General features: G+C 35.9%; 21 protein-coding genes. 11 read left to right on the top strand and 10 right to left on the bottom strand.

Annotated elements, in window-relative coordinates; all coding sequences use genetic code 11:
- Nucleotide 1: 1 nt before the first annotated feature.
- The 6 genes from SJY23_RS12315 to SJY23_RS12290 form a co-directional block, all read right to left on the bottom strand.
- Nucleotides 2-5,041, bottom strand: a complete 5,040-nt coding sequence (locus SJY23_RS12315; protein ID WP_396596573.1) for a translocation/assembly module TamB domain-containing protein — start codon at nucleotides 5,039-5,041, stop codon at nucleotides 2-4.
- 218 nt (nucleotides 5,042-5,259) lie between these two features.
- Nucleotides 5,260-5,883: a fasciclin domain-containing protein gene (locus SJY23_RS12310; protein ID WP_396596572.1), complete on the bottom strand. Its 624-nt coding sequence runs from the start codon at nucleotides 5,881-5,883 to the stop codon at nucleotides 5,260-5,262.
- Between the two features lie 147 nt (nucleotides 5,884-6,030).
- Nucleotides 6,031-7,074: an NAD(P)-dependent alcohol dehydrogenase gene (locus SJY23_RS12305; RefSeq protein WP_396596571.1), complete on the bottom strand. Its 1,044-nt coding sequence runs from the start codon at nucleotides 7,072-7,074 to the stop codon at nucleotides 6,031-6,033.
- Between the two features lie 48 nt (nucleotides 7,075-7,122).
- On the bottom strand, nucleotides 7,123-8,079 hold the full coding sequence (locus tag SJY23_RS12300; RefSeq protein ID WP_396596570.1) for a YihY/virulence factor BrkB family protein: 957 nt from the start codon (nucleotides 8,077-8,079) through the stop codon (nucleotides 7,123-7,125).
- A gap of 29 nt (nucleotides 8,080-8,108) precedes the next feature.
- The gene (locus tag SJY23_RS12295; protein WP_396596569.1) at nucleotides 8,109-8,261 is read right to left on the bottom strand and encodes a hypothetical protein; all 153 of its coding nucleotides are present in this window, start codon (nucleotides 8,259-8,261) and stop codon (nucleotides 8,109-8,111) included.
- Nucleotides 8,215-9,219 (bottom strand): alkene reductase, encoded by a 1,005-nt coding sequence (locus SJY23_RS12290; RefSeq protein WP_396596568.1) that lies wholly within the window; start codon nucleotides 9,217-9,219, stop codon nucleotides 8,215-8,217. The genes SJY23_RS12295 and SJY23_RS12290 overlap by 47 nt, the downstream gene beginning before the upstream one ends.
- Nucleotides 9,220-9,425: 206 nt before the next feature.
- On the opposite strand from SJY23_RS12290, the gene SJY23_RS12285 reads away from it, so the two are divergent.
- From SJY23_RS12285 to SJY23_RS12265, 5 genes are all read left to right on the top strand, one after another.
- A complete protein-coding gene (locus tag SJY23_RS12285; protein ID WP_013752195.1) occupies nucleotides 9,426-9,695 on the top strand; it encodes an EF-hand domain-containing protein in 270 nt (89 codons plus the stop codon).
- Nucleotides 9,696-9,803: 108 nt separating this feature from the next.
- Entirely contained in the window at nucleotides 9,804-11,204 is a 1,401-nt protein-coding gene (locus tag SJY23_RS12280; RefSeq protein ID WP_396596567.1) for an exonuclease domain-containing protein, read from the top strand.
- Nucleotides 11,205-11,206: 2 nt separating this feature from the next.
- Nucleotides 11,207-11,491: an acetyltransferase gene (locus SJY23_RS12275; protein ID WP_396596566.1), complete on the top strand. Its 285-nt coding sequence runs from the start codon at nucleotides 11,207-11,209 to the stop codon at nucleotides 11,489-11,491.
- Between the two features lie 125 nt (nucleotides 11,492-11,616).
- Nucleotides 11,617-12,501 (top strand): 23S rRNA (adenine(1618)-N(6))-methyltransferase RlmF, encoded by an 885-nt coding sequence (gene rlmF, locus SJY23_RS12270; RefSeq protein ID WP_343215426.1) that lies wholly within the window; start codon nucleotides 11,617-11,619, stop codon nucleotides 12,499-12,501.
- Nucleotides 12,502-12,561: 60 nt separating this feature from the next.
- Nucleotides 12,562-13,137 (top strand): pseudouridine synthase, encoded by a 576-nt coding sequence (locus SJY23_RS12265; protein ID WP_396596565.1) that lies wholly within the window; start codon nucleotides 12,562-12,564, stop codon nucleotides 13,135-13,137.
- Here the strand turns inward: SJY23_RS12265 and SJY23_RS12260 are convergent.
- Nucleotides 13,134-13,580, bottom strand: a complete 447-nt coding sequence (locus SJY23_RS12260) for a cold-shock protein (protein ID WP_035336995.1) — start codon at nucleotides 13,578-13,580, stop codon at nucleotides 13,134-13,136. The genes SJY23_RS12265 and SJY23_RS12260 overlap by 4 nt on opposite strands.
- A gap of 309 nt (nucleotides 13,581-13,889) precedes the next feature.
- Between SJY23_RS12260 and SJY23_RS12255 the strand changes: the two genes are divergently transcribed.
- Nucleotides 13,890-14,213, top strand: a complete 324-nt coding sequence (locus SJY23_RS12255) for a hypothetical protein (RefSeq protein WP_396596564.1) — start codon at nucleotides 13,890-13,892, stop codon at nucleotides 14,211-14,213.
- 87 nt (nucleotides 14,214-14,300) lie between these two features.
- Nucleotides 14,301-14,651, top strand: a complete 351-nt coding sequence (locus tag SJY23_RS12250; RefSeq protein ID WP_396596563.1) for a DoxX family protein — start codon at nucleotides 14,301-14,303, stop codon at nucleotides 14,649-14,651.
- Here the strand turns inward: SJY23_RS12250 and SJY23_RS12245 are convergent.
- The gene (locus tag SJY23_RS12245) at nucleotides 14,644-15,006 is read right to left on the bottom strand and encodes a DoxX family protein (protein WP_035337002.1); all 363 of its coding nucleotides are present in this window, start codon (nucleotides 15,004-15,006) and stop codon (nucleotides 14,644-14,646) included. The two genes, SJY23_RS12250 and SJY23_RS12245, sit on opposite strands and share 8 nt — an antisense overlap.
- 134 nt (nucleotides 15,007-15,140) lie before the next feature.
- On the opposite strand from SJY23_RS12245, the gene SJY23_RS12240 reads away from it, so the two are divergent.
- A complete protein-coding gene (locus tag SJY23_RS12240) occupies nucleotides 15,141-15,518 on the top strand; it encodes a DUF2237 family protein (protein ID WP_396596562.1) in 378 nt (125 codons plus the stop codon).
- Between the two features lie 70 nt (nucleotides 15,519-15,588).
- On the opposite strand, the gene SJY23_RS12235 is transcribed toward SJY23_RS12240, so the two are convergent.
- Both SJY23_RS12235 and SJY23_RS12230 read right to left on the bottom strand, forming a co-directional pair.
- Entirely contained in the window at nucleotides 15,589-17,340 is a 1,752-nt protein-coding gene (locus tag SJY23_RS12235; RefSeq protein ID WP_396596561.1) for an ABC transporter ATP-binding protein, read from the bottom strand.
- Between the two features lie 84 nt (nucleotides 17,341-17,424).
- Complete coding sequence (locus tag SJY23_RS12230) at nucleotides 17,425-17,877, bottom strand: Dabb family protein (RefSeq protein ID WP_396596560.1); 453 nt, start codon at nucleotides 17,875-17,877, stop codon at nucleotides 17,425-17,427.
- 239 nt (nucleotides 17,878-18,116) lie between these two features.
- Here SJY23_RS12230 and SJY23_RS12225 point away from each other — a divergent pair, with 239 nt between their 5' ends.
- From SJY23_RS12225 to SJY23_RS12215, 3 genes are all read left to right on the top strand, one after another.
- The gene (locus SJY23_RS12225; protein ID WP_013752207.1) at nucleotides 18,117-18,983 is read left to right on the top strand and encodes an RNA polymerase sigma factor RpoD/SigA; all 867 of its coding nucleotides are present in this window, start codon (nucleotides 18,117-18,119) and stop codon (nucleotides 18,981-18,983) included.
- Nucleotides 18,984-19,386: 403 nt separating this feature from the next.
- The gene (locus tag SJY23_RS12220; protein WP_396596559.1) at nucleotides 19,387-19,863 is read left to right on the top strand and encodes an RNA polymerase sigma factor; all 477 of its coding nucleotides are present in this window, start codon (nucleotides 19,387-19,389) and stop codon (nucleotides 19,861-19,863) included.
- Nucleotides 19,864-19,899: 36 nt separating this feature from the next.
- Nucleotides 19,900-20,427 carry a hypothetical protein gene (locus SJY23_RS12215; RefSeq protein ID WP_396596558.1) on the top strand — a complete coding sequence of 176 codons (528 nt, stop codon included), beginning with the start codon at nucleotides 19,900-19,902 and terminating at the stop codon, nucleotides 20,425-20,427.
- Nucleotides 20,428-20,429: the final 2 nt, after the last annotated feature.

The raw sequence follows: 20,429 nt of genomic DNA, 5'->3' as shown, positions 1-20,429 counted from the left end.
GCTAGTTGTTTTTATTGTTTTCAATAGTTTCCTCAGGTGGAGTCGCTTCTTTCTTAGCTTTTTCCTCTTCTACAAGCTGCTGCTGTTTCTTTCTTAAAATGGCATCCCACAGCTGACTAAATTTATTGAACTCTTGCTGGAATATAAGTGAAATACCACTTACAATCGTTTGTCCATCTATTACATTCTCAAACTCACTACGACGAAAACCTTTAAGACGGTATTGACCATCCTCGGTAAGCTCGTATTCTAGACTCACATTCCCTATAAGCGGATTGCTCTCGCCAGAGGCACTCTGACCAGCTACATCAACACTACTGCCCACGCGTACTGTAAGCTTATCCCCAAAAAACTTACGTTGTGCTGCAATATCTAGTTGTGTGCGCTCTTGCGGTGTGGTTCCTTGATAATCTGTAAAACTATCTAATCCGAAATCAAGTTGAAATCCTGTTTTACCTAATAACTTATCTGAAAAAATATTAAGCTGGTCCGATAAAGCGTCATTCAAGTTATCTCTTGCAATACTTGCAAAACCACCGCGACTTCCATCAGAATTAGAATCTGGGTAAAATCTATTTAATACCAGCAATGAAAACACCTGACGGTTAAGCTCTCCTTCTTGCTGGTTTACTTGCTGCACACGGCTATAAACTTGGCCACCTATGGCGCCTTGCTCGTCTTCTGGCAAATCAAGCGCAAAATTAATTTTTGGACTCAGCAGTTCGCCATCTATATTTAAATATACTAAAAACGGTAGCTGCTGTCTGTATTTACTACTTTGAGCAGGATCTGCTCCTGCATTTGCGCTTGCCATTAAAGGTGATGCAGAAGCCTCAACTTCATATACAGCACGTACATCAAGTTTTGCATTAAATGGATCACCAGACCAGCTTACTCTACTACCAGGATCTAATTTAAATGTGCGGTTCACTAGATTGTAAAGATTCATTTCATACTGACCACTAGTTACGTCGTACACACCCGTGAGCGTCATTCTACCATTAGGTTGTAATGTAAAATTAAAATCTCCTTCTCCTTGTACTTTAAGATTATCGCCTGTTTCTTTATCTATAAGAACAGTTACTTGCGCTTCTTTATTAACCTTAAAAAGTCCTTTAAAATCAAAACCTGTAATTGTTCCTGTCTCCTCTTCTGTTCTTGTAAGTATGGCATCTGGATTTTCACGATTTACAAAAACTACGATTCCGTCACTGGATTCTATGTTTGCTGCCGCTGTAGGCATCACATAAGTAACATCTGTAGCACCTCCTACGGTTGCATCAAGTGTAACTATTGGAATTTGTAAATCCCCCTTGATACTCGCTTTTGCATCAAAAACAGCCGTACCATAAATGAAGTCATTATCTTCTGGCTTAGCATTTAAAGCTTGAAAATCTTTTGCGTTAATTGTTAAATCAAAAGTTGGATTAATAAAACTCTCCGTACCAATGAGCCCAGAGACTACAAGTGTGTTTTGTTTTTCATCTAATACTGTAAAATTAGACATTGAGATTCCATCGTTATCTAAGGAGATTGTTTCGTTCTTCAAAGAAAAAGGAGCATTGAGCTTTGACACTATAAATCCTGCATTCTTAAACCTCAAAAATCCTTGATATTCTAAGCTTGCTAGTGCCCCATTTAATTTAAAATTACCCTCAAGACTTCCTGAGCCATCTTTGAGTTCACCAAGAGAAAAGCCATCTATAGCTTCCATTTTAATCTCATTAATATCGAGATCCATATTAATCAATGCGCCATCTACGTCTGCTACATAATCACCAGTCAGATCAAGGTCTACACTTCCACCCTGAACACCTAAGTTAAAGTCATAACGATCTCCATTGAGTGACCTACCTGTAAGCTCTGCTGTGCCTAAGTTTTCTCCTAATAAACCTAGCTCTTGCACATATAAGTCTGCCAAGAAACCTAAATCTCCAAAAGGCTCTTCTAACACCAAATCGCCGTTAAGATTTCCAGTAGCTAGTTGCTCATTCGGATTGAGATAAGCTAGAAATTCGCTAATCTTAAAATTCCTAAAGTCTATTGCGATATGGTCTTTCTCAATGGTAGGAAGCTTATCTGTAATCTCTACTGATTGGGTATTTCGCTTAAAGCGAAAATCGTTAAAGGATAATTTTTTATCTGTGATGAGGACTTCATTAGTAACTGGGATTCCCCATTGTTTTTTATTAAAAATCAAACTATCTCTCAATACATGAAAACGGAGATTCTCTCTACTTCCAGTAATTTCAGATTGAACTTGTATAAGCTTCTCTCCTCCCGCATAGGCAAGAAAATCTAATGCTAGCTCATTATTGGTCTGATTACCGCTTATCTCTGTACGCTGAATTGCAAGTGGACCAGCTGTTATTCCTTTAAAGCCTAGATTAAAATTAAAATCATCCTTATCTGTGTTCATTACAAATGCAAGACTATCAATCTCGTTACCTCCATAATTAATATGTGGTGCTTTAATAGAAGCATTTAATACACGCTTTGCTTGTGCAAAGTCTAGATCAATGGATACCGTGTCAAGATCTTTCATGTTTACTAAAAACACTTCATTAAGCAAAGGCGACTGTCTAATTTTTCCTTTAAGAATAAGATTTACAGGATTCACCAGTGTATCTGCAACAGCCACATCTCTATAGAAATAGCTATAAATGTGATCTTGAAGTGCTGTTGTTATGCGTGCTGGATCTGCATTTGATTTTAAATCAAGATTCATGATTTTATTATCAAAAGTAACTGAGGTACTATCTGGGCGAACTCTCGCAGTACCATCTAGATTCCCGATAAGGTATGAGCGGTCATCGTAAACAATAATACCATCATCCATCGTTGCAGCTACATCATAACTCGTTGCATTACCTTTAAAATTTCCTTTTAGTTTAAAACCTGTGCGCACATCTCTTTGCATGAGACCAAGCGCTTGAAGATCTGCTCCTATAATGTCTAGATCTATAGAGGCTTCAGGAGCTATAGAATCTAACACCACTAAGCCATCTAACGTCATATTAAGATTTTCATCTTTATAAGTAGATTCAAATGCTCCTTTACCATTTGTGACTTGACCTTTGAGGTTAAGGTCCTTAATGGCATACTTATTATATTGGAAAGTATTTACAGTTGCATCTACACTAGCATCGAGTGTATTTATGGTGCTTCCTGATCCACTAGTTTTAACAGATAAGGTGAGTGCTCCTAATTGGTCGTTCCCCAATAATTCTCCCATCGCATACTCCTGCACAGCAAGATCTGCCTCAAATGCAATTCTGTTGCTATTTTTAAATATACCAGCTATGGTTGCTGCACCTTGGCTTGTAGTCATTGTTGCGTTCGCTATAATATCCTCAATACTACCTTTTGCACTCCCTACTAGTTTAAACTTCTCAGGTAAATTAATAGAAAGCGAGTCTGTACTTACAAACTTTGAAATATCTCGCTTGGTTGTTTGTGCTTGTATTTTTGGTAAGCTCATGTGGAGCTTATCTACATCGTTTAGATTACTAAGAGAACCACTTGCTGAAATCGCTGTTTCATTACCCCAATTCACGCGTAATGATGGAACATCAAGTGAAGCCAACGATCCTGTTGCACTTACAGATCCAGTTATTAATTGCTTGCTTAATGCGCTTGCATATTGATTGTTTGCTAAGTCTTTCTGAAATCGATAAGCATCCTTAACATTAAATTTAACGCTTGGTATTGAGACATTTAGAGTTACCTTTTCAGGTTGCGATGCAAATGATTCAAACGAAGGGTAATTCATTGATATATTACCATCTAAAGCACTATTATTTAACTGAAGCTTTAAATCATTGATAGCTAGATTTTGCTCAGAAACGATAAAATCTGTTGCTAAAGATTTAAGATGAATACCACTAAATTCATAACCCGAAAGATGATCGATAGTACTACCCGCTTTAAAATCTTTTAGAAATGTATTTGATGCGTCAAAGGCGATATCTTCAAGAATAACAGCATTGGGATTGAATATACCTTTAGAAGGAGTTGCTCCATCTACTGTATAGGCAATATCTGTATTTTTTATTAGCGCTTCGTTTATTTGAATACTGTAAGCCGGAAAAATGGAACTCGCAACCGTTTCATTATCTGTCCTAGATGTAACAGTAGTCATATCAATACCTAAGTTGCTATCTGCAATATTAATTGTATTTACATCAATGGTAAACGTATTAAAATCTGCTTTTGGAATTTCGGCATATAGTTCTTTGAAATCGAAGTCAAAATCAATTCCTGCTTCTGTGCCAGTATAGTTACCGCTTACATTGTTAAGTGTTAACTCATCAAAAGCTAGAAATGGTAACGGAATTTCTTCTGCATTCGGATCTGAAGGTACAGGAACTTGGTATATATTAAAGCGTCCATTTTGAATTAAACCGCTATTAGCAGTGAATCTCATTGCGTCGAGATCTACTACATCCATCTCTACTTCAAGAACATCAAAAACGTAGCTACTCGTAATTCCTGTCACACCATCATTGTAAGTGATGTCAAAATCCTTTAAGGAAAGATCTCCTATAATTATATCAAGAGGCTTTGTCGTAGTGGTATCTAACACTGCAGTTGATGGGCTAGCAAATGCTTCTGTTATAAAGTCAAAGTTAAACCCAGAGATACTATCTTTTCTTATGATGTTTGCACGAACGCCTTCCCACTGTGCATCTTCAATTCCTATTCCAGAACCTTGAATTATGGGAAGAAACGGGACATTTGCCTCTAATGATCTGCTGTAAACCAGTGTATCACCCTTTTTATCTTCTATATAAAGTCCTTCTACCGCAATATCACCATCAAAGGTGATAAACACCCTTTCTAATTCAACTTTGGTATTTGTCTTTTCAGATAAATAGGTAACTGCTTTAGAAACTATAATATTCTGTCCCCACTCACTGCGTATGAATAAAATAATTAAGAATAATATAAGAAATATGATCAGTAAGATTCGACCAATAATGCGCAGCCATCGATAGTTTCTCTTAGGCTTTTTTTGGATAGATTGTTGTTCTTCTGACAATGAAAATAGAGGGTTTGATAAGCTTTAACAAATTAACGCCCATATTCGCTTTTAACATAATTTGACGACGTAATCTTCTGTTAAATAGTATCGAACTACTATTAAAATTTTAACATTGTTGTGAGTTACGCTTTCGCGAAAGCGTAATTAGAGGTTAAGATTTAATAATCTAAGTATAAACAAATGACTTCTGGATTGGAGAAAGGCTTATAGTACTGCTAGTCAGCTCGCAAGACATTATCTATTATAAATAAAGAGCCATTAGATGGGCTTATATCTGATGTGATGATTCTTGCGCTATTACCATAATTATCGTTGAGAATAATAGCTGACTTATCTAACTCGGCCTGTATACTGCTTCCATTTTGAGTGGTCAACTCTAGTGACCCTCCACTATTTATAATTTCTGAAGTTAGTTTTTCGGTAGTCCACTTATTCTTTACAAGGTGATACTTGAGTGCGGTTTTTGCCTCTGCCTTATTATAATTAACAGACTCGTTATCGAGAATGTCGAGGTTCTTATCTTCAAACGCTTCATTTATGGGAGCAAATACAGTAAAGACTCCTTTATTTACTAAGCATTCATCAATGTCTAATTCCTTAATTTGTAATTCAAATTCTGAAAGTTCTTCTTTCTGATTAATTTTTGACACCAAGCCATGAACCTTATTATCTTCGATGGTAATCTGTTCTTTCAAAGCTTTTTCTGACAATTTCTTTTGAAAAATCTCACGTTGCGCTTCTTCTCTTATTTGTTGATTCCTTTGTTTATTATCACAAGAAGATAGCGCCATGAGTGCGGCAACGCATCCTCCTAACAGTATCGATTTGTTTAAAAACATGGTAATTTCTCTTTTTTACAAATATCATAAGGAGACTAAAGAATGACCGCTAAGTAATCGTTAAAACTGTAAGAAAAGACGTTAAAAACATTAAAAGCGAGCCATTATAGCTCGCTTTTTACAAATTTTCAATAAATAAGACACCGATTATAGGGTATCCATATCAATAACAAAACGATATTTTACATCGTTATTTTGTACTCGCTCATAGGCTTCGTTGATGTTTTTCATATCAATCATTTCTATATCACTTACAATGTTGTGCTTACCACAAAAATCAAGCATTTCTTGAGTTTCTTTAATTCCTCCTATAAGAGAACCAGCAACACTCTTACGTCCCATAATAAGATTACCGCCATGTACATCTGGTAATGGTTCTATAGCTCCTACCATACACATAGTACCATCTACGCCTAGAAGTGATAAATATGGATTAATATCATGGCTTACAGGTACCGTGTTTAATATAAAATCAAATGTTCCGTTTTGCTCTTCCATCGCATCTTCATCTTTAGAGATAAGAACACTATCGGCACCTAGACGTTTTGCATCATCTGCCTTTCCTTTTGAAGTAGTGATCATAACTGTCTCTGCTCCCATAGCATGAGAAAACTTAATTCCCATGTGGCCTAGACCACCTAGACCTACAATTCCTACTTTCATTCCCTCCTTGATACCCCAGTGGTGTAATGGTGAGAACGTAGTGATACCTGCGCATAATAAAGGTGCAACGGCTTTTATATCTAGATTACTTGGTATGTTAAGTACAAAGTTTTGATCTACAGTTACTTCTTGAGAGTACCCTCCAAAAGTGTGCCCATCTGTATGCTTGTCTTTACTGTTGTAAGTCCACGTAGCTCCTTCTTTACAGAATTGCTCAAGGTCACTTTTGCATGAAGAACACTCTTGACATGAATCAACGAGGCAGCCTACTCCTACAACGTCTCCTTTTTTAAATCCAGTTACTTCAGATCCTACTTCTATTACTTCTCCTACTATTTCATGACCTGGAACTACAGGGTACATTGCTGGTCCCCAATCACTTCTTACTGTATGTATATCGCTGTGACAAACTCCACAATATGTGATTTTTATCTTTACATCTGTAGCGAGTGTATCACGACGCTTTATCGTCATTTCTTTTAAATCGGCATCTTTATCTTGGGCACCGTATGCTTTTACTTCTGTCATATTTGGTTATTTAGTTTATTGTTATGTCTAGTTTTCGCGAAAGCGTAACTATTCTTCTTTCTTTTTAAAATGTTGAAATCTTCTAAAACCTATTCCTGTTTTTAACTGGCGAGCTTCATTATAGTAGGCGTCTGCATAGACTCTCGTAAAATTTGCTCCAAAGAATAAAATTAGGCTACTATAAGAAACCCAGAGCATGATGAGGATTATAGATCCTGCTGCTCCATATGTAGAACCAGGCTCCATAGTATTAAAGTAGTAGGCCATTGCAACTTCTCCTAATATAAATAGAATCGTTGTAAGACCAGCGCCTACTCGTACTGCTTTCCACCTAATATAAACACTGGGCAAGAACTTAAATAATGCAGCAAATAGCGTGTAAATCACTATGAGCGAAATGGATATGTCGATTATAAAAATAAATTCTATCAAAGAAGCTGGTAAGAATTCTGCAAGTCTATTTGAAAAAGCACTAAGTAGTGAAGTGGCTATAAAACTGATGAGAAGTAGGAAACCAATAATCAAAATAAATCCAAAACCCTTTGCCCTACTTTTTATAATATTAAAAATCCCATCTTGCTCATTGAGATTTACTCCCCATATCGTGTCTAGTGCCTGCTGTAATTGAAAAAAAACACCCGTTGCACCATATAATAATACTAATATACCCACCGTAGCTGTAAAAAAACCAGTTTCTTCATCTCCTCGGTCTACCATCATGAGTCGTATAGACTCGGCTGTTTCTTGTCCTAAAACTTTAGTGATTTCAGCAAGTAGCTCTCCTTGAACAATGTCTCTGCCCCAGACTGCACCTACAATGTTTAAAATAATAACAACAAGTGCAGGTAGTGATAAAATGGCATAATATGCAACAATAGCACTTAGCTTAAATGGCTCTGATGCCATCCAGTTTTTATAAGTGTCAACCGTAAGGCGAGGCACATCCTTAATTTTAAAGGATTGCTTGCCTTGGTCTGCCGTCATATAGTTGTCTATTTCTTCCATAAAAAAACCCTCTTGCAAGGGTTTAAAAGTTATGAGTTCTCTTTTTGCTCTTCGAGTGTTGGGTAATCAATGTAACCTTCTTTACCAGGTGTGTAAAATGTATCTGGATTAGGGTCATTGAGAGAAGCATTTTCTTCAAAACGCTTTACTAAATCTGGGTTTGCTATAAAAATTACGTCCAAAAGCGACTAAATCTCCTTTATTATCCATTAAGTCTTGATTTGCCTTTGCAGCATCATAACCACCACTTAGAATAAGCAAACCGCTAAAACGGTCACGTATATTTTTCTGGATATCTGCCGGTAAGCCAGGTGCACCCATAGACTCGTGGTTTACGAGATGTATATAAACTGGCGCAAGCTCTTCTAATTTTGCAGATAGGTAATCAAATGTTTCTTTCTGACTATCAAAAGGCCCAAGGTCATTCATTGCTCCATTAGGAGAAAGTCTGATTCCTACTTTTTCTTTCCCTATTGCCGCTATAACACGTTCTGTAACCTCAAGTGTAAAACGACATCTATTTTCTACAGATCCTCCGTAATGATCATCTCTCTTATTTGTTCCAGTATTTAAAAACTGATCTAGCAAGTACCCATTTGCACTATGTACTTCTACACCGTCAAAACCTGCTTTAATAGCATTTTTTGCCGCAGTAACATATTCTTCTATGGTATTTTCTATATCTTCAACAGTCATCGCTGTAGGCTCTGGGATAGATAATTCACCTTTACCGTCTACATACATCTTCGTTTCCTCTGGTCTAATAGCAGATGGTGCAAAAATCACTGCCTCCTCAGACATATTATCTGGATGTGATATACGTCCAGAATGCATAAGTTGCATAAATATCTTTCCATCATTTTTGTGTACAGCAGCTGCTACTGGCGTCCATGCTTTTACTTGCTCACGACTATAAATACCAGGTATACGAGGATATCCTACACCATTAAGTGATGGCGATGTTCCTTCTGTAATAATAAGTCCTGCTCCTGCACGCTCACCGTAGTATTGAATCATGATATCTGTCGGGATATGTCCCGCAGTAGACCTTGATCTCGTAAGAGGAGCCATTACTACTTTATTTTTTAATGAAAAATGTTCAGTTTTTAATGGGCTTAAGAGTTCTTTATAATCTTTCATATACCTTTTTATTTGCAAAGCTAGCGCATGCTTTCGCTCATAGCGGTTAAGGCGTTGTTAAAACAGTGTTTTCATTTTCATAAGGTTTTCACTTTCGTGAAAAATTAAAATCATAGCCTTCAATCTATTTGATGCCAGTAAGTGAAGTTGTATTTTTAGACCCTAAGTGAATACAGTAATAGTTCACTTTCACAAAAATCTAGCACATGGCAACTAAAGACATGATTCTCAAGAAACTTCAAATTTTAATCACACAAGAATTTGATAGTCCCGAGCAGGCTTTTGCTTTTTTTGATGAAGATGGTAATGGTACTTTATCCAAAGATGAAATCAAAGAACTTTTGAAAAAAGCAGAAATAAGTGGTTTTATAAGGTCTATGGTTGCATCTGCACTCATAGATGGATACAGTAAGGATGGTAATGATAATGTAAGCTGGGAAGAGTTTAAAAAAGCACTTGACGAAATCAAACACTGATTTTCCTCTAATAGCATTCACACTTTTTGAATAGCATTCATAATATTTTCCATTTTTTAGGAATTATTCCTAATATTTCAAAATAAAGAGTAACTTTGTAACTCATTTATGAATGAGACAGAGCCTACATATCATTGTGTTATAGACGTAGAAACTACGGGAAAAGGAATTAACGGCAATCGCATTACAGAAATTTGTGCGGTACGCCTTAAAGATGGTGAGGTAGTAGATAAATTTACTTCACTAGTAAACCCAGAACAATACATCCCACCATTTATTACCAATCTTACAGGGATAGATGATGCTATGGTAGCAGATGCACCACTGTTTAATGAAATCGCAGATCGCATTATTGAGATATCCTCTGGAGCCATATTTGTAGCACATAATGTCACTTTTGATTTTAATGTATTACGCAGTGAATTCAAGCGACTCGGTCATTCATTTACTCGAAAGAAACTGTGTACGGTAAGACTTTCGCGAAAGCTTATACCTAGCCTCTTCAGTTACTCGTTGGGTAATCTTTGCGCCTCTATAGGAATTCCTCTTAACAATCGCCACAGAGCCGAAGGAGATACAGATGCTACCGTTATTCTTTTTAAAAAATTGCTAGCACTGGATGAAGACGGAAAAGTAATGAGTTCCTTCCTCAATGTTCGGTCTAAAGAAGCAACGCTCCCTCCTCATTTACCATCTCGCATTATTCAAGAGTTACCAGAGACTGCTGGTATATACCTATTTAAAGATCGCGCAGGTAAAGTGATATACGTGGGCAAAGCCATTAATATTAAAAAAAGAGTCCTCTCGCATTTTTACGACAAGAAAAACAAGGAATATTTATTAGGTCAAGAAACCTATCAAATAGATTATGAAGTTACTGGAAATGAACTTTGTGCACTATTATTAGAATCTGAATATATCCAGCAATATTACCCAAAGTTTAATAGGGCGCAAAAAATACCTGCTAGTACCTACTCTATTATATCCTATGAGAATAGAAAAGGTATCATACAGCTCGCGGTAGTCAAGACAAAATATCGTCATACTGCTACTCAAAAAGTGTACACAAGGGCAAAAGCGACAGAGCGACTCATGGAGCTATGTGAGATGTTTGAGTTATGTCCTCGTTTTTGCGGACTTCAAGCAACTTTTGATGAATGCTCGCACTACAGTTTAAAAAATTGCAAAGGTATTTGTAGTGATAATGAATCTGTGTCTGATTATAATCTCCGAGTTCGAGCGGCATTACAATCCTTTGATGCAGAAAATGAGAGTTACATTATTAAAGAAGATGGTCGTACAGATGATGAAACAGCTTTTATATATATAGAGAAAGGTGTTTATAGAGGTTTTGGCTTTGTACCTGAGACGGAGCAGGTGCGTCATTTTGATGAAGTAGCCTCACATTTATTACCTAAAAAAAGTACGTATCATACAGACATGATATTGAGAAGTTATTTACGTAGACATAAAAACCCGCTTATTGTATCACTTGCTATTTCTGCTTAATTATGGACACAGCCTTAGATTTTAAAACCTATTACCTTGAAATACCTAAACTATTAGTAAGTCATTATCCTGATCTTAATTTTCAAAACCATTGCTATCTACGCATTGCGTTAGACAATGTCATAGGTACAAAGTGGGATACTCAGATTGCTAAGCCTGCATATAAGCATCTTACTACAGATCAAAAAAAACTCGTTATATCTTATCTCTCATCTTATGTGAAAGATAAAAACCTACTTTTATCACATAATATGATTTCTCTAGCATACCGCGGGAAATTAGCATAGCTATTTACTTCTTAAAGATTTAAATAAAAAGACTACCTTTTCTTATTAAGGAAAGTATAATTGGTAATTTTGCACCATTAATCACAGTATATGATAACGAGATATATAGTGGTTTATAAAAGGCCATGATAACATATAATCACGGTACTACTAATTATCTTTCTATGCACCCAAATAACAAAAATATAGGTCCTTATCTCTTTAAACAGCTTAGAAAAGCAAATAAAGAGCTTGCTCCTTATGTTCTAGAAACAGACCGTGGTATTCAAACAATAGATTTTACAAATCCTAAAGCAGTATTAGAACTTAATCGTGCTATTTTATTAAATGACTATTCATTAAACTGGTATGAGATTCCTGAAGGGTATTTATGTCCAGCAGTCCCAGGACGTGTAGATTATCTCCATTATCTCAATGATTTTTTAGGCAAGGAAGACGCACATGGACTTGATATAGGTACTGGTGCAAATTTTGTGTATCCACTTCTAGCAGGATCTGTTTTTAAATGGAAAATGAAAGGAGTTGATATTGATGCAAAAGCAATTAGAAATGCAAATGCTATTCTTGAAAAAAACACACACCTCAAAGGTTTTTTAACAGCTACCTATCAACAGGATCGTGCTAATATCTTTAAAGGAGCAATTTTACCTGACGAGCATTACGATTTTACAATGTGTAATCCTCCTTTTTACAGCTCTGAAAAAGACGCTTTTAAAGCAACTAAAGAAAAATCAAAAGGACTTAAACTCAAAGAAGTTGAACGTAACTTTGCGGGACAATCTAATGAGCTATGGTGTAATGGTGGAGAAGCACTATTTATTAAGCGCATGGTCAAGGAAAGTGTAAATTTTAAATCCCAAGTAGGTTGGTTTACAACTTTAGTTTCAAAGAGTGAGCACCTTCCTAAGATTAAAAAGCAACTTGAGAAGCTTAAAGCAGAGCATAGAACTGTTGATATGTCTCAGGGTAATAAGAAGTCAAGATTTCTAGCTTGGAGATTTAAAGAATAATATTACACAATACACTTCTTAACAATCAACTCAATTTCTTTTCTCTTCCTTTAATTAGATATGAGCCATACTCACTTCAAATTATTTAAACCCTATGGTTTTATTAGTCAGTTGCTTAGTAATGATGAGCGCCAGGCTAGGAAAAAGAGATTTTTGAGTGAGCTTTATGACTTTCCTAAGGGCACAATGGCTATAGGTCGTCTTGATGAAAAATCTGAGGGATTATTACTCATGACAACAGATGGTAAACTCTCAGATACCATTAATCGATCAGGTATTGAAAAGGAGTATTATGTTCAAGTAGATGGCGATATTACAGACCAAGCGATTGAAGAAATGGCTGCTGGAGTAGAAATAGGTTTTGATGGCAAGAAATACCTTACTAAACCATCTAAAGTAAGGAGACTTGCAGGAACTCCTAACCTTCCGGAACGTTCAAAAAAGATAAGGGATGCTCGTCATGGTCCGGCTCCATGGATATCTGTCACTATTACAGAGGGAAAATTTAGACAAGTACGCAAGATGACGAGTGCTGTAGGATTTCCTACACTCAGACTTGTTAGAATAAGAATAGGCTCACAAACCCTAATGGGTCTGGAGCCTAGACAAGTTATTGAGGTAAAAGAATTACTTTAAGAAACTTTACTCACGCGTACTGCGTTCATTCCTTTCTGTCCTCTTTCTATTTCATAAGACACTTTATTGCCTTCTTTAAGTTCACCATCACGTACTTCAGAAATGTGTACAAAGTACTTCTCTGGAGTATCGGCATCTTTGATAAATCCAAAACCTTTTGAAGAGTCAAAGAATTCTACAAAACCAGTTCTGATAGGATCTGGCTCATCGCCTTCTTCCTTTTTAGGAATACCTAAAACAATATCCTCTACATCTACTTCTTCTTTAAGCGATGGATCTGGTGGAGTATCCACTAGTTGCCCTAAGTGGTTTACGTATACAAATTCGTTTAATTTTTCTCCGCTCTCTTTACGCGCAGCTTTTTTCTTGCGTTTGTCTTCAGCTTTTTTTAGCCTTTTCTTTTCTCGTTCTTTTTTACCAAAGGTTTCTTGTGGTCTAGCCATTAACTCTTTTATCGTATTAAATGAAGTCGCTACAAGAATATCTCGTAACGCTCACGTTTACGCAGTTTAAAATACCATTAAGTCTGTAAAAGAATTTTGAACTGTGCAATCTACCTTTTGATAAGGTATGCGTGAATATTTGTAAAGATACAAAAAATAAAGTGATTTTTTTGCTTTCGCGAAAGCGTAATAACTTATCGACCCCACTACTTCATGCTTTTAACACCTTTTGTTATCCTTTTCTTATCAATGGGTTAAAGGTCATTTTATTACTTGATTCTGTTCTTAACTTTATAAAAAACAATAGATATGAAAACACAAGCAAATACAAATAACAAGTTAAAGGAAGATCAAAAAGACACATCATACAACTCTGATATTACGAGTGAAGACCTTAAAGTATTAGGACAAGACATCGAAAATAATATTCGTCTGGATGGTGGTGATGATGTGGCGTTAACTAATAGAGTAGAAAAAGTTGACTTTTCTGGGAAAGACCTTGACGTTCCTGGACGCACCGCGGCTAGCAAGAAAACTACAAACCGTATAAAAGATGAAGAAAATATGTTATATAGTCAAGGAGGAGAGTCTAATGAAAACCTTGAAGAACAAAGTAATCAATACATTAAGTAACGATTTGCACTTAACGATAAAAAGCGACCATTTGGTCGCTTTTTATTTGTTTGGAAGTTAACTTTACCAATAGCATATATTTATTAAATGACAATAGCACATACAATACTTATCGGTTTAATAGGCTTTTCATTCCTTTATTATGGTGTGAGTTGTTTGTCATCCAATTTTATGACTACCGAATTTGAGCGTTTTGGACTATCTACCCTTCAAAGAAAAATTACTGGCGTAGCACAAATTATAGGTGGCTTAGGTGTTTTATTAGGGTTTTTCTACATGCCGCTACAAGTTGCGGCTCTTATAGGAATCTCATTACTTATGTTATTAGGTTGGGGTGTACGGCTTAAAATAAAAGATACGTTTATGGCCGCTTTGCCATCTTTTATATTTTTTGTACTTAATGCTTACCTAGCATACTATCTAACGTTTATTAGATAAGAATAATAAATACCGAAAGTGCTAAAAATAGAAATGCAGGGAAAGATTTCTTCAACGCATCGCCCACTTTTAAATGCATTGCAATCGCGCCTACCATCATTACAGCAATACCCAATGCACTATAAAATTCCAAACTTGGCACCACAATAGATACAAGGAGTCCTACTGCAAGTAAACACTTAATTGTTCCTACGGCTTTCATTGTAGTTTCTGATAAACCATAATGAGCAAACTCTTCTTTTAATGAGTTTGCATCTCCCCCTCTCCAAGGTGAAGATTGTCCTTTACGTAATAGCCATACATTAAGAATGCTTAAGCCAACGATACATTTTAAAACAATCGATAAATACTCCATTTTCTTTTTTTTATTTAAAATTAAGATTTTAAGGCAGGTAATGCATGCGTTTCATTTAATATATTAATTTATCTCTTATAATTTATCATTAGATTAAGATTTAAGACCTTTACTTAACAAAATTTAAGTAAAACATGAGCCAAAGTAAATCTGTACCTATCAATATATTAGGAACGCCATTAATAGCTTGTTGTTATGACCCTATGACAGGATTTTTTAGAGATGGATATTGTAGGACTGCTGCTGTAGATCAAGGAACCCATGTAGTCTGTGCTATTATGACTAAGGATTTTCTTGCATACACAAAATCTAAAGGGAATGACCTCTCCACCCCTATTCCACAATGGAATTTTCCAGGACTCAAACCTGGTGACGGATGGTGTTTGTGTATTTTAAGATGGCTAGAAGCAGAAAAAGCTGGGGTCGCACCACTTATAAAATTGGAAGCCACAGATCAAAAAGCATTAGAATATACTACTATTGATATGCTTAAAAAATATGCCTACGATTAAGAGCAAATAGTTCTTGCATATTACTTATACTGTAAGTGAGTTGTTTATCTAATAGCTATTTGAAAAATCACTAAATCTTCGCTTGATAGGTGTATAGGTCAAAATACCTTCCTTCTCTCTCAATAAGTTCATCATGGGTACCTTGCTCCGCAATACGACCATCTTCTATGACTAGGATTTGATCTGCTTTCTTAATAGTACTAAGCCTGTGGGCAATAACGATAGTTGTTCTATCTTTTACAAGCTGTGATAATGACTTTTGAATAAGCGCTTCGCTTTCTGTGTCTAGATTTGAGGTTGCTTCATCTAGTATAATCACTTTAGGAGCAGCAAGTATTGCTCTCGCAATGGCAATACGCTGTCGTTGCCCTCCAGATAGCTTTACACCTCGCTCACCTATAAGTGTATCAAGCCCATCTTCAAAACGGTCTGTAAATTCATTTACATATCCAGCCTTTACCGCTTCCTGTAATCGCTCTTCTGAGGCATTAGGTCTAGGGAACATTATATTGTCCCGTATGGTTCCCTCAAAAAGAAATTCATCTTGCAATACAACCCCTAAGTGCTTTCTAAAGCTAGGTAGTTTTACTCGTGATAAGTCTTGCCCGTCTACAGATATCACTCCTTGTTGAGGATTTAAAAATGTTGCAGATAATCCTGCAATAGTAGACTTACCCGAACCAGAGCTACCTACAAGTGCTACGGTTGTTCCGGCTTTTGCTTCAAAGGAAATATTATGTATCACTTCTTTACCTTTTTCATAAGAGAAGGATACATTTTCAAATTTTATATCTCCTTTAAAATTTTCTAGTTCAATATCCCGATTCCCTATTTCATCCTCAGGCGTCATATTCATTAATTCTTCCGTACGGTCTAATCCTGCTAGCGCCTCTGTAAGTTGGCTCCCTATATTACTCATCTGCACAATCGGCGCAATCATAAAGCCTAGCAAGAGTGTAAAAAACAGAAACTCTCCCGTAGTCATCTCTCCTTGTATCATAAAATAGCCACCTATACCCATGATTCCCACAGAGGCTAAGCCAAGTAAAAATGTAGAACTACTAGACATCACTGCTGTGGCAGTAAGACTTTTTTTAACGTTTTGAAACAATCTATCTACACCTTCTTCAAAGGATTTATTTTCTTGATCTTCTGCTCCAAAACCTTTTATTACTCGCACACCAGATAGCGTCTCGGTAAGTCTTCCTTTTACTTCGGCATTAATTTTACCTCTATTTCTAAAAATTGGACGAATATATTTGAAAGCACGTAAGGCAACATAACCAAAAACGGCTACTGGCAAAAACACAAACAGAGTCATTAAGGCGTTAATTTGTATCAATAGCACTAGTGATATAACTGCTGTTATAGTTCCTCCTACGAGCTGCACTAATCCTGTACCTATAAGATTACGCACTCCTTCTACATCACTCATGATGCGTGATACAAGCGCTCCTGATTTTGTGTTATCAAAAAAGCTAATAGGTAATGACAATACTTTTTTCTGTACTTGAGCTCTAAGTTCTGAGATGAGATATTGTGCTTGTACACTTAATATGCGTGTCAATAAAAATGATGTGATGGCCTGTACAAGAAGCGCAAATCCTACCATCCACAGTAAATCATACAAGGCAGCCATGTCTTTATTCGGGATAATGTCATCTAGTAAAGCTTTTGATTTCCAGGGCAATATGAGACTAGCGAGACGACCTATTACGATAAGAATGAGACCTATAAAGACTAGCTTTCGTCGTGGCCAGATAATACTTTTAAATGCAGATGTTATTGTTACTTTACCTCTACTCTTTTGCTTTTTTGACATAGCACAAAACTAGTTATAATTGCGCTTTCGCGAAAGCGTAACTCCCCATCGTCACTATATTTGAAAGCTGTAACTACTGGGCAATTATCTTATGCTTGTAGCATCATAAACGATAACTTTTTCCCACAGATGAGCACACTCCTCGATAAACTTTTTATGAGCAGCCTCATCTTGATACGCTTGCTGATCCTTTGCCGAATCAAAACTTAATACCAAATTATAAGTAAAGCTATCATCTACAACCTCTCGGGTAGCCACAGGAGGCGTACCTATAAATTGTGTTTTGGCATATAACGAACTGTCCAAAAAAGTGCGCAGAGATTTTTCAAATAACTGTTTGTCCTCTTCGTTAGTGGGGTCTTTAAACCAAAAATAGACGATGTGGGCATAATTATCATTAAACGCTGTATGGCTATCTTTTGAACTAATGAGATTATTTTCGACTGCGGTAGTACTCTCAGTAGATTCTTTTTGACCACAAGAGTTTATGAAAATGCTGAAAATGAAAAGAATAATAAGGTGTAATTGTATTTTCATGCGCTATAATTATGAGTTAAATGTAACAAATCTTACCTTTGTACGTTATATATACTCAATAATAGAGTTTATACTTTATTTTAACCTTATCATATCTTAAAATTATCATAACATAATTTTTACTAATCTCAGTTTTACTGGGCTTAGCGCATGTTTTTTAACAGTTTTAGTTAAATACTTGCTTTTATGAATCATTTAGGTTATAATGAGGTAATACTCACTTAATACAAAGATAATACATGAGACAACTCAAAATCACCAAGCAGGTTACTAATAGAGAGACGAAATCCCTGAATAACTACCTTCAGGATGTGAGCAAGATTGATTTAATTACTGCCGAAGAAGAGGTTGAGTTAGCACAACGTATTCAAAAAGGAGATGAAAGAGCACTAGACGCTCTTACAAGAGCAAATCTTCGTTTTGTAATATCTGTAGCAAAACAATATCAAAATCAAGGTTTATCCCTTTCTGATTTAATTAATGAAGGAAACGTAGGTCTAGTAAAAGCAGCAAAACGCTTTGATGAAACTAGAGGTTTTAAATTTATATCTTATGCAGTTTGGTGGATTAGACAATCTATCTTACAAGCTATTGCAGAGCATGCACGTACGGTACGTCTACCTCTCAATAAAATAGGTGAGATAAGCAAGATTAACAAGGCAATGGTTTACTTACAACAAGTACACGAGCGTAAGCCTACCTCTGGAGAAATAGCAAAGTATCTTGATATCTCTGAAGAAAAAGTAAAGATCTCACTTAAAAACGTAAGTCGTAGCTTAAGTATGGATGCTCCTTTTGCCGAAGGTGAAAATGATAACAACTTATATGACGTTTTAAGTTCTAGCGAGTCACCTCGCCCAGATAGAGAGCTTATGCAAGAGTCTTTGAGCATCGAGATTAACAGAGCACTTGATACACTTACAGAGAAAGAAGCAGAGGTTGTACGTTTAAACTACGGTTTAGGTAATCAACCGGCTATGACACTTCAAGAAATAGGAGATATTTTCGATCTAAGCCGTGAGCGTGTACGCCAGATTAGAGAGAAAGCTATCAAAAGATTGCGTCATACTTCTAAAAGTAAAATCTTAATGAAGTATTTAGGATAATCTCCTATACTTTATTACAACATAAAAAAAGCCCGTTTTTACGGGCTTTTTTAGGTTAAGTAGGTTAGATATCAGTGCTAGCTTTGGGGTCTAGACACTAAAAAATCTTTGTTAATCAATATATGAATTGGGGATTCTAATTGACCATATTTTAATGATGATTCAAATATAAAACCCTTAATTCAATCCTACAAGTTATTTGTGTATTTAATCGTTATTAAATGTATTTTATCGATATTAATAGTGTTTACATGTTAATATCTGCCAATTAGGACTACAAATTGTTATCTGGATTAAACCTTTAAGTACATTAGAAGTCTTATAGTTAGTTAAAACGTATCACATAGAAGAGCAGGACCTCATACTCGCATTACGGCAAGATCCCAATAATGGATCATTTGCCATGTTACTTGATAAATATCAAAAGCCATTGTATTGGCACATACGAGGTATTGTAAAAAATCATGAAGATGCAGATGATGTGCTGCAAAACGTATTTATTAAAGTATATAAGGGTATTAAAAACTTCAAAGAAGATAGTAAGCTCTATACCTGGTTATATAGAATAGCAACCAATGAATCGCTAACGTTTATTAAGAAACGTGCTCGACATTTACAAATTTCAAATGAAGAGCTTCAAACGCGTATGGTAGAAAATCTAGAGAGTGATGTCTATTTTAATGGTGACGATATACAGCTAGCATTAGAAAAGGCAATAGCCCAATTACCAGAGAAACAGCAGCTCGTATTCCAGATGAAGTACCATCAAGATATGAAATATGAAGATATGAGTGAGATACTTGGTACTTCTGTAGGAGCTCTTAAAAGCTCTTACCATATTGCTACAAAAAAAGTAACCGCCATATTGCAAGCAGATTAAACCTTTTAACTTTTTAAGAGTCTTATTTATAGAACTGTGAAAGAAACAAACAACATACCGTCTAAAAGAGGTTTTAAAGTTCCTCAGGATTATTTTGACACGAGTCGTGATCAAATTCTTGATGATATAACTTTAAAAGCTACATTATCTAGCTCTAGTAATGAGCGCTATGATACTCCTGATGGATATTTTGAGAACTCTAAAAATGAGATTCTTGCTACGCTTTCGCGAAAGCTTGAAGAAGACAATATACCAGCTCAAGAAACTGATACTAAAGTAATATCTCTAAAAAGCTATTACTATTCCATGGCAGGGATTGCCGCTGCCCTCCTACTCCTAGTTAGCATTGTATGGTCACAACTAGACACAACTGCCGGAATCGAGAGTATTGCTATTGCAGAATATCTTGATAGCGAAGCAAGTGATCTTGAACAAATAGAATTTGCAGATTGGTTATCTGATGAAGACATAGATGCACTTCAAAATGATATTGCCTTAGACGAATCAATTATTATAGACTATCTAGATGATCGCACAGATAGCTACCACTTTTATTTAGATTAAAT

Source organism: Dokdonia sp. R86516 (assembly GCF_044596715.1).
Classification (GTDB): domain Bacteria; phylum Bacteroidota; class Bacteroidia; order Flavobacteriales; family Flavobacteriaceae; genus Dokdonia.
This window is presented reverse-complemented; position numbering and strand designations above follow the sequence as displayed.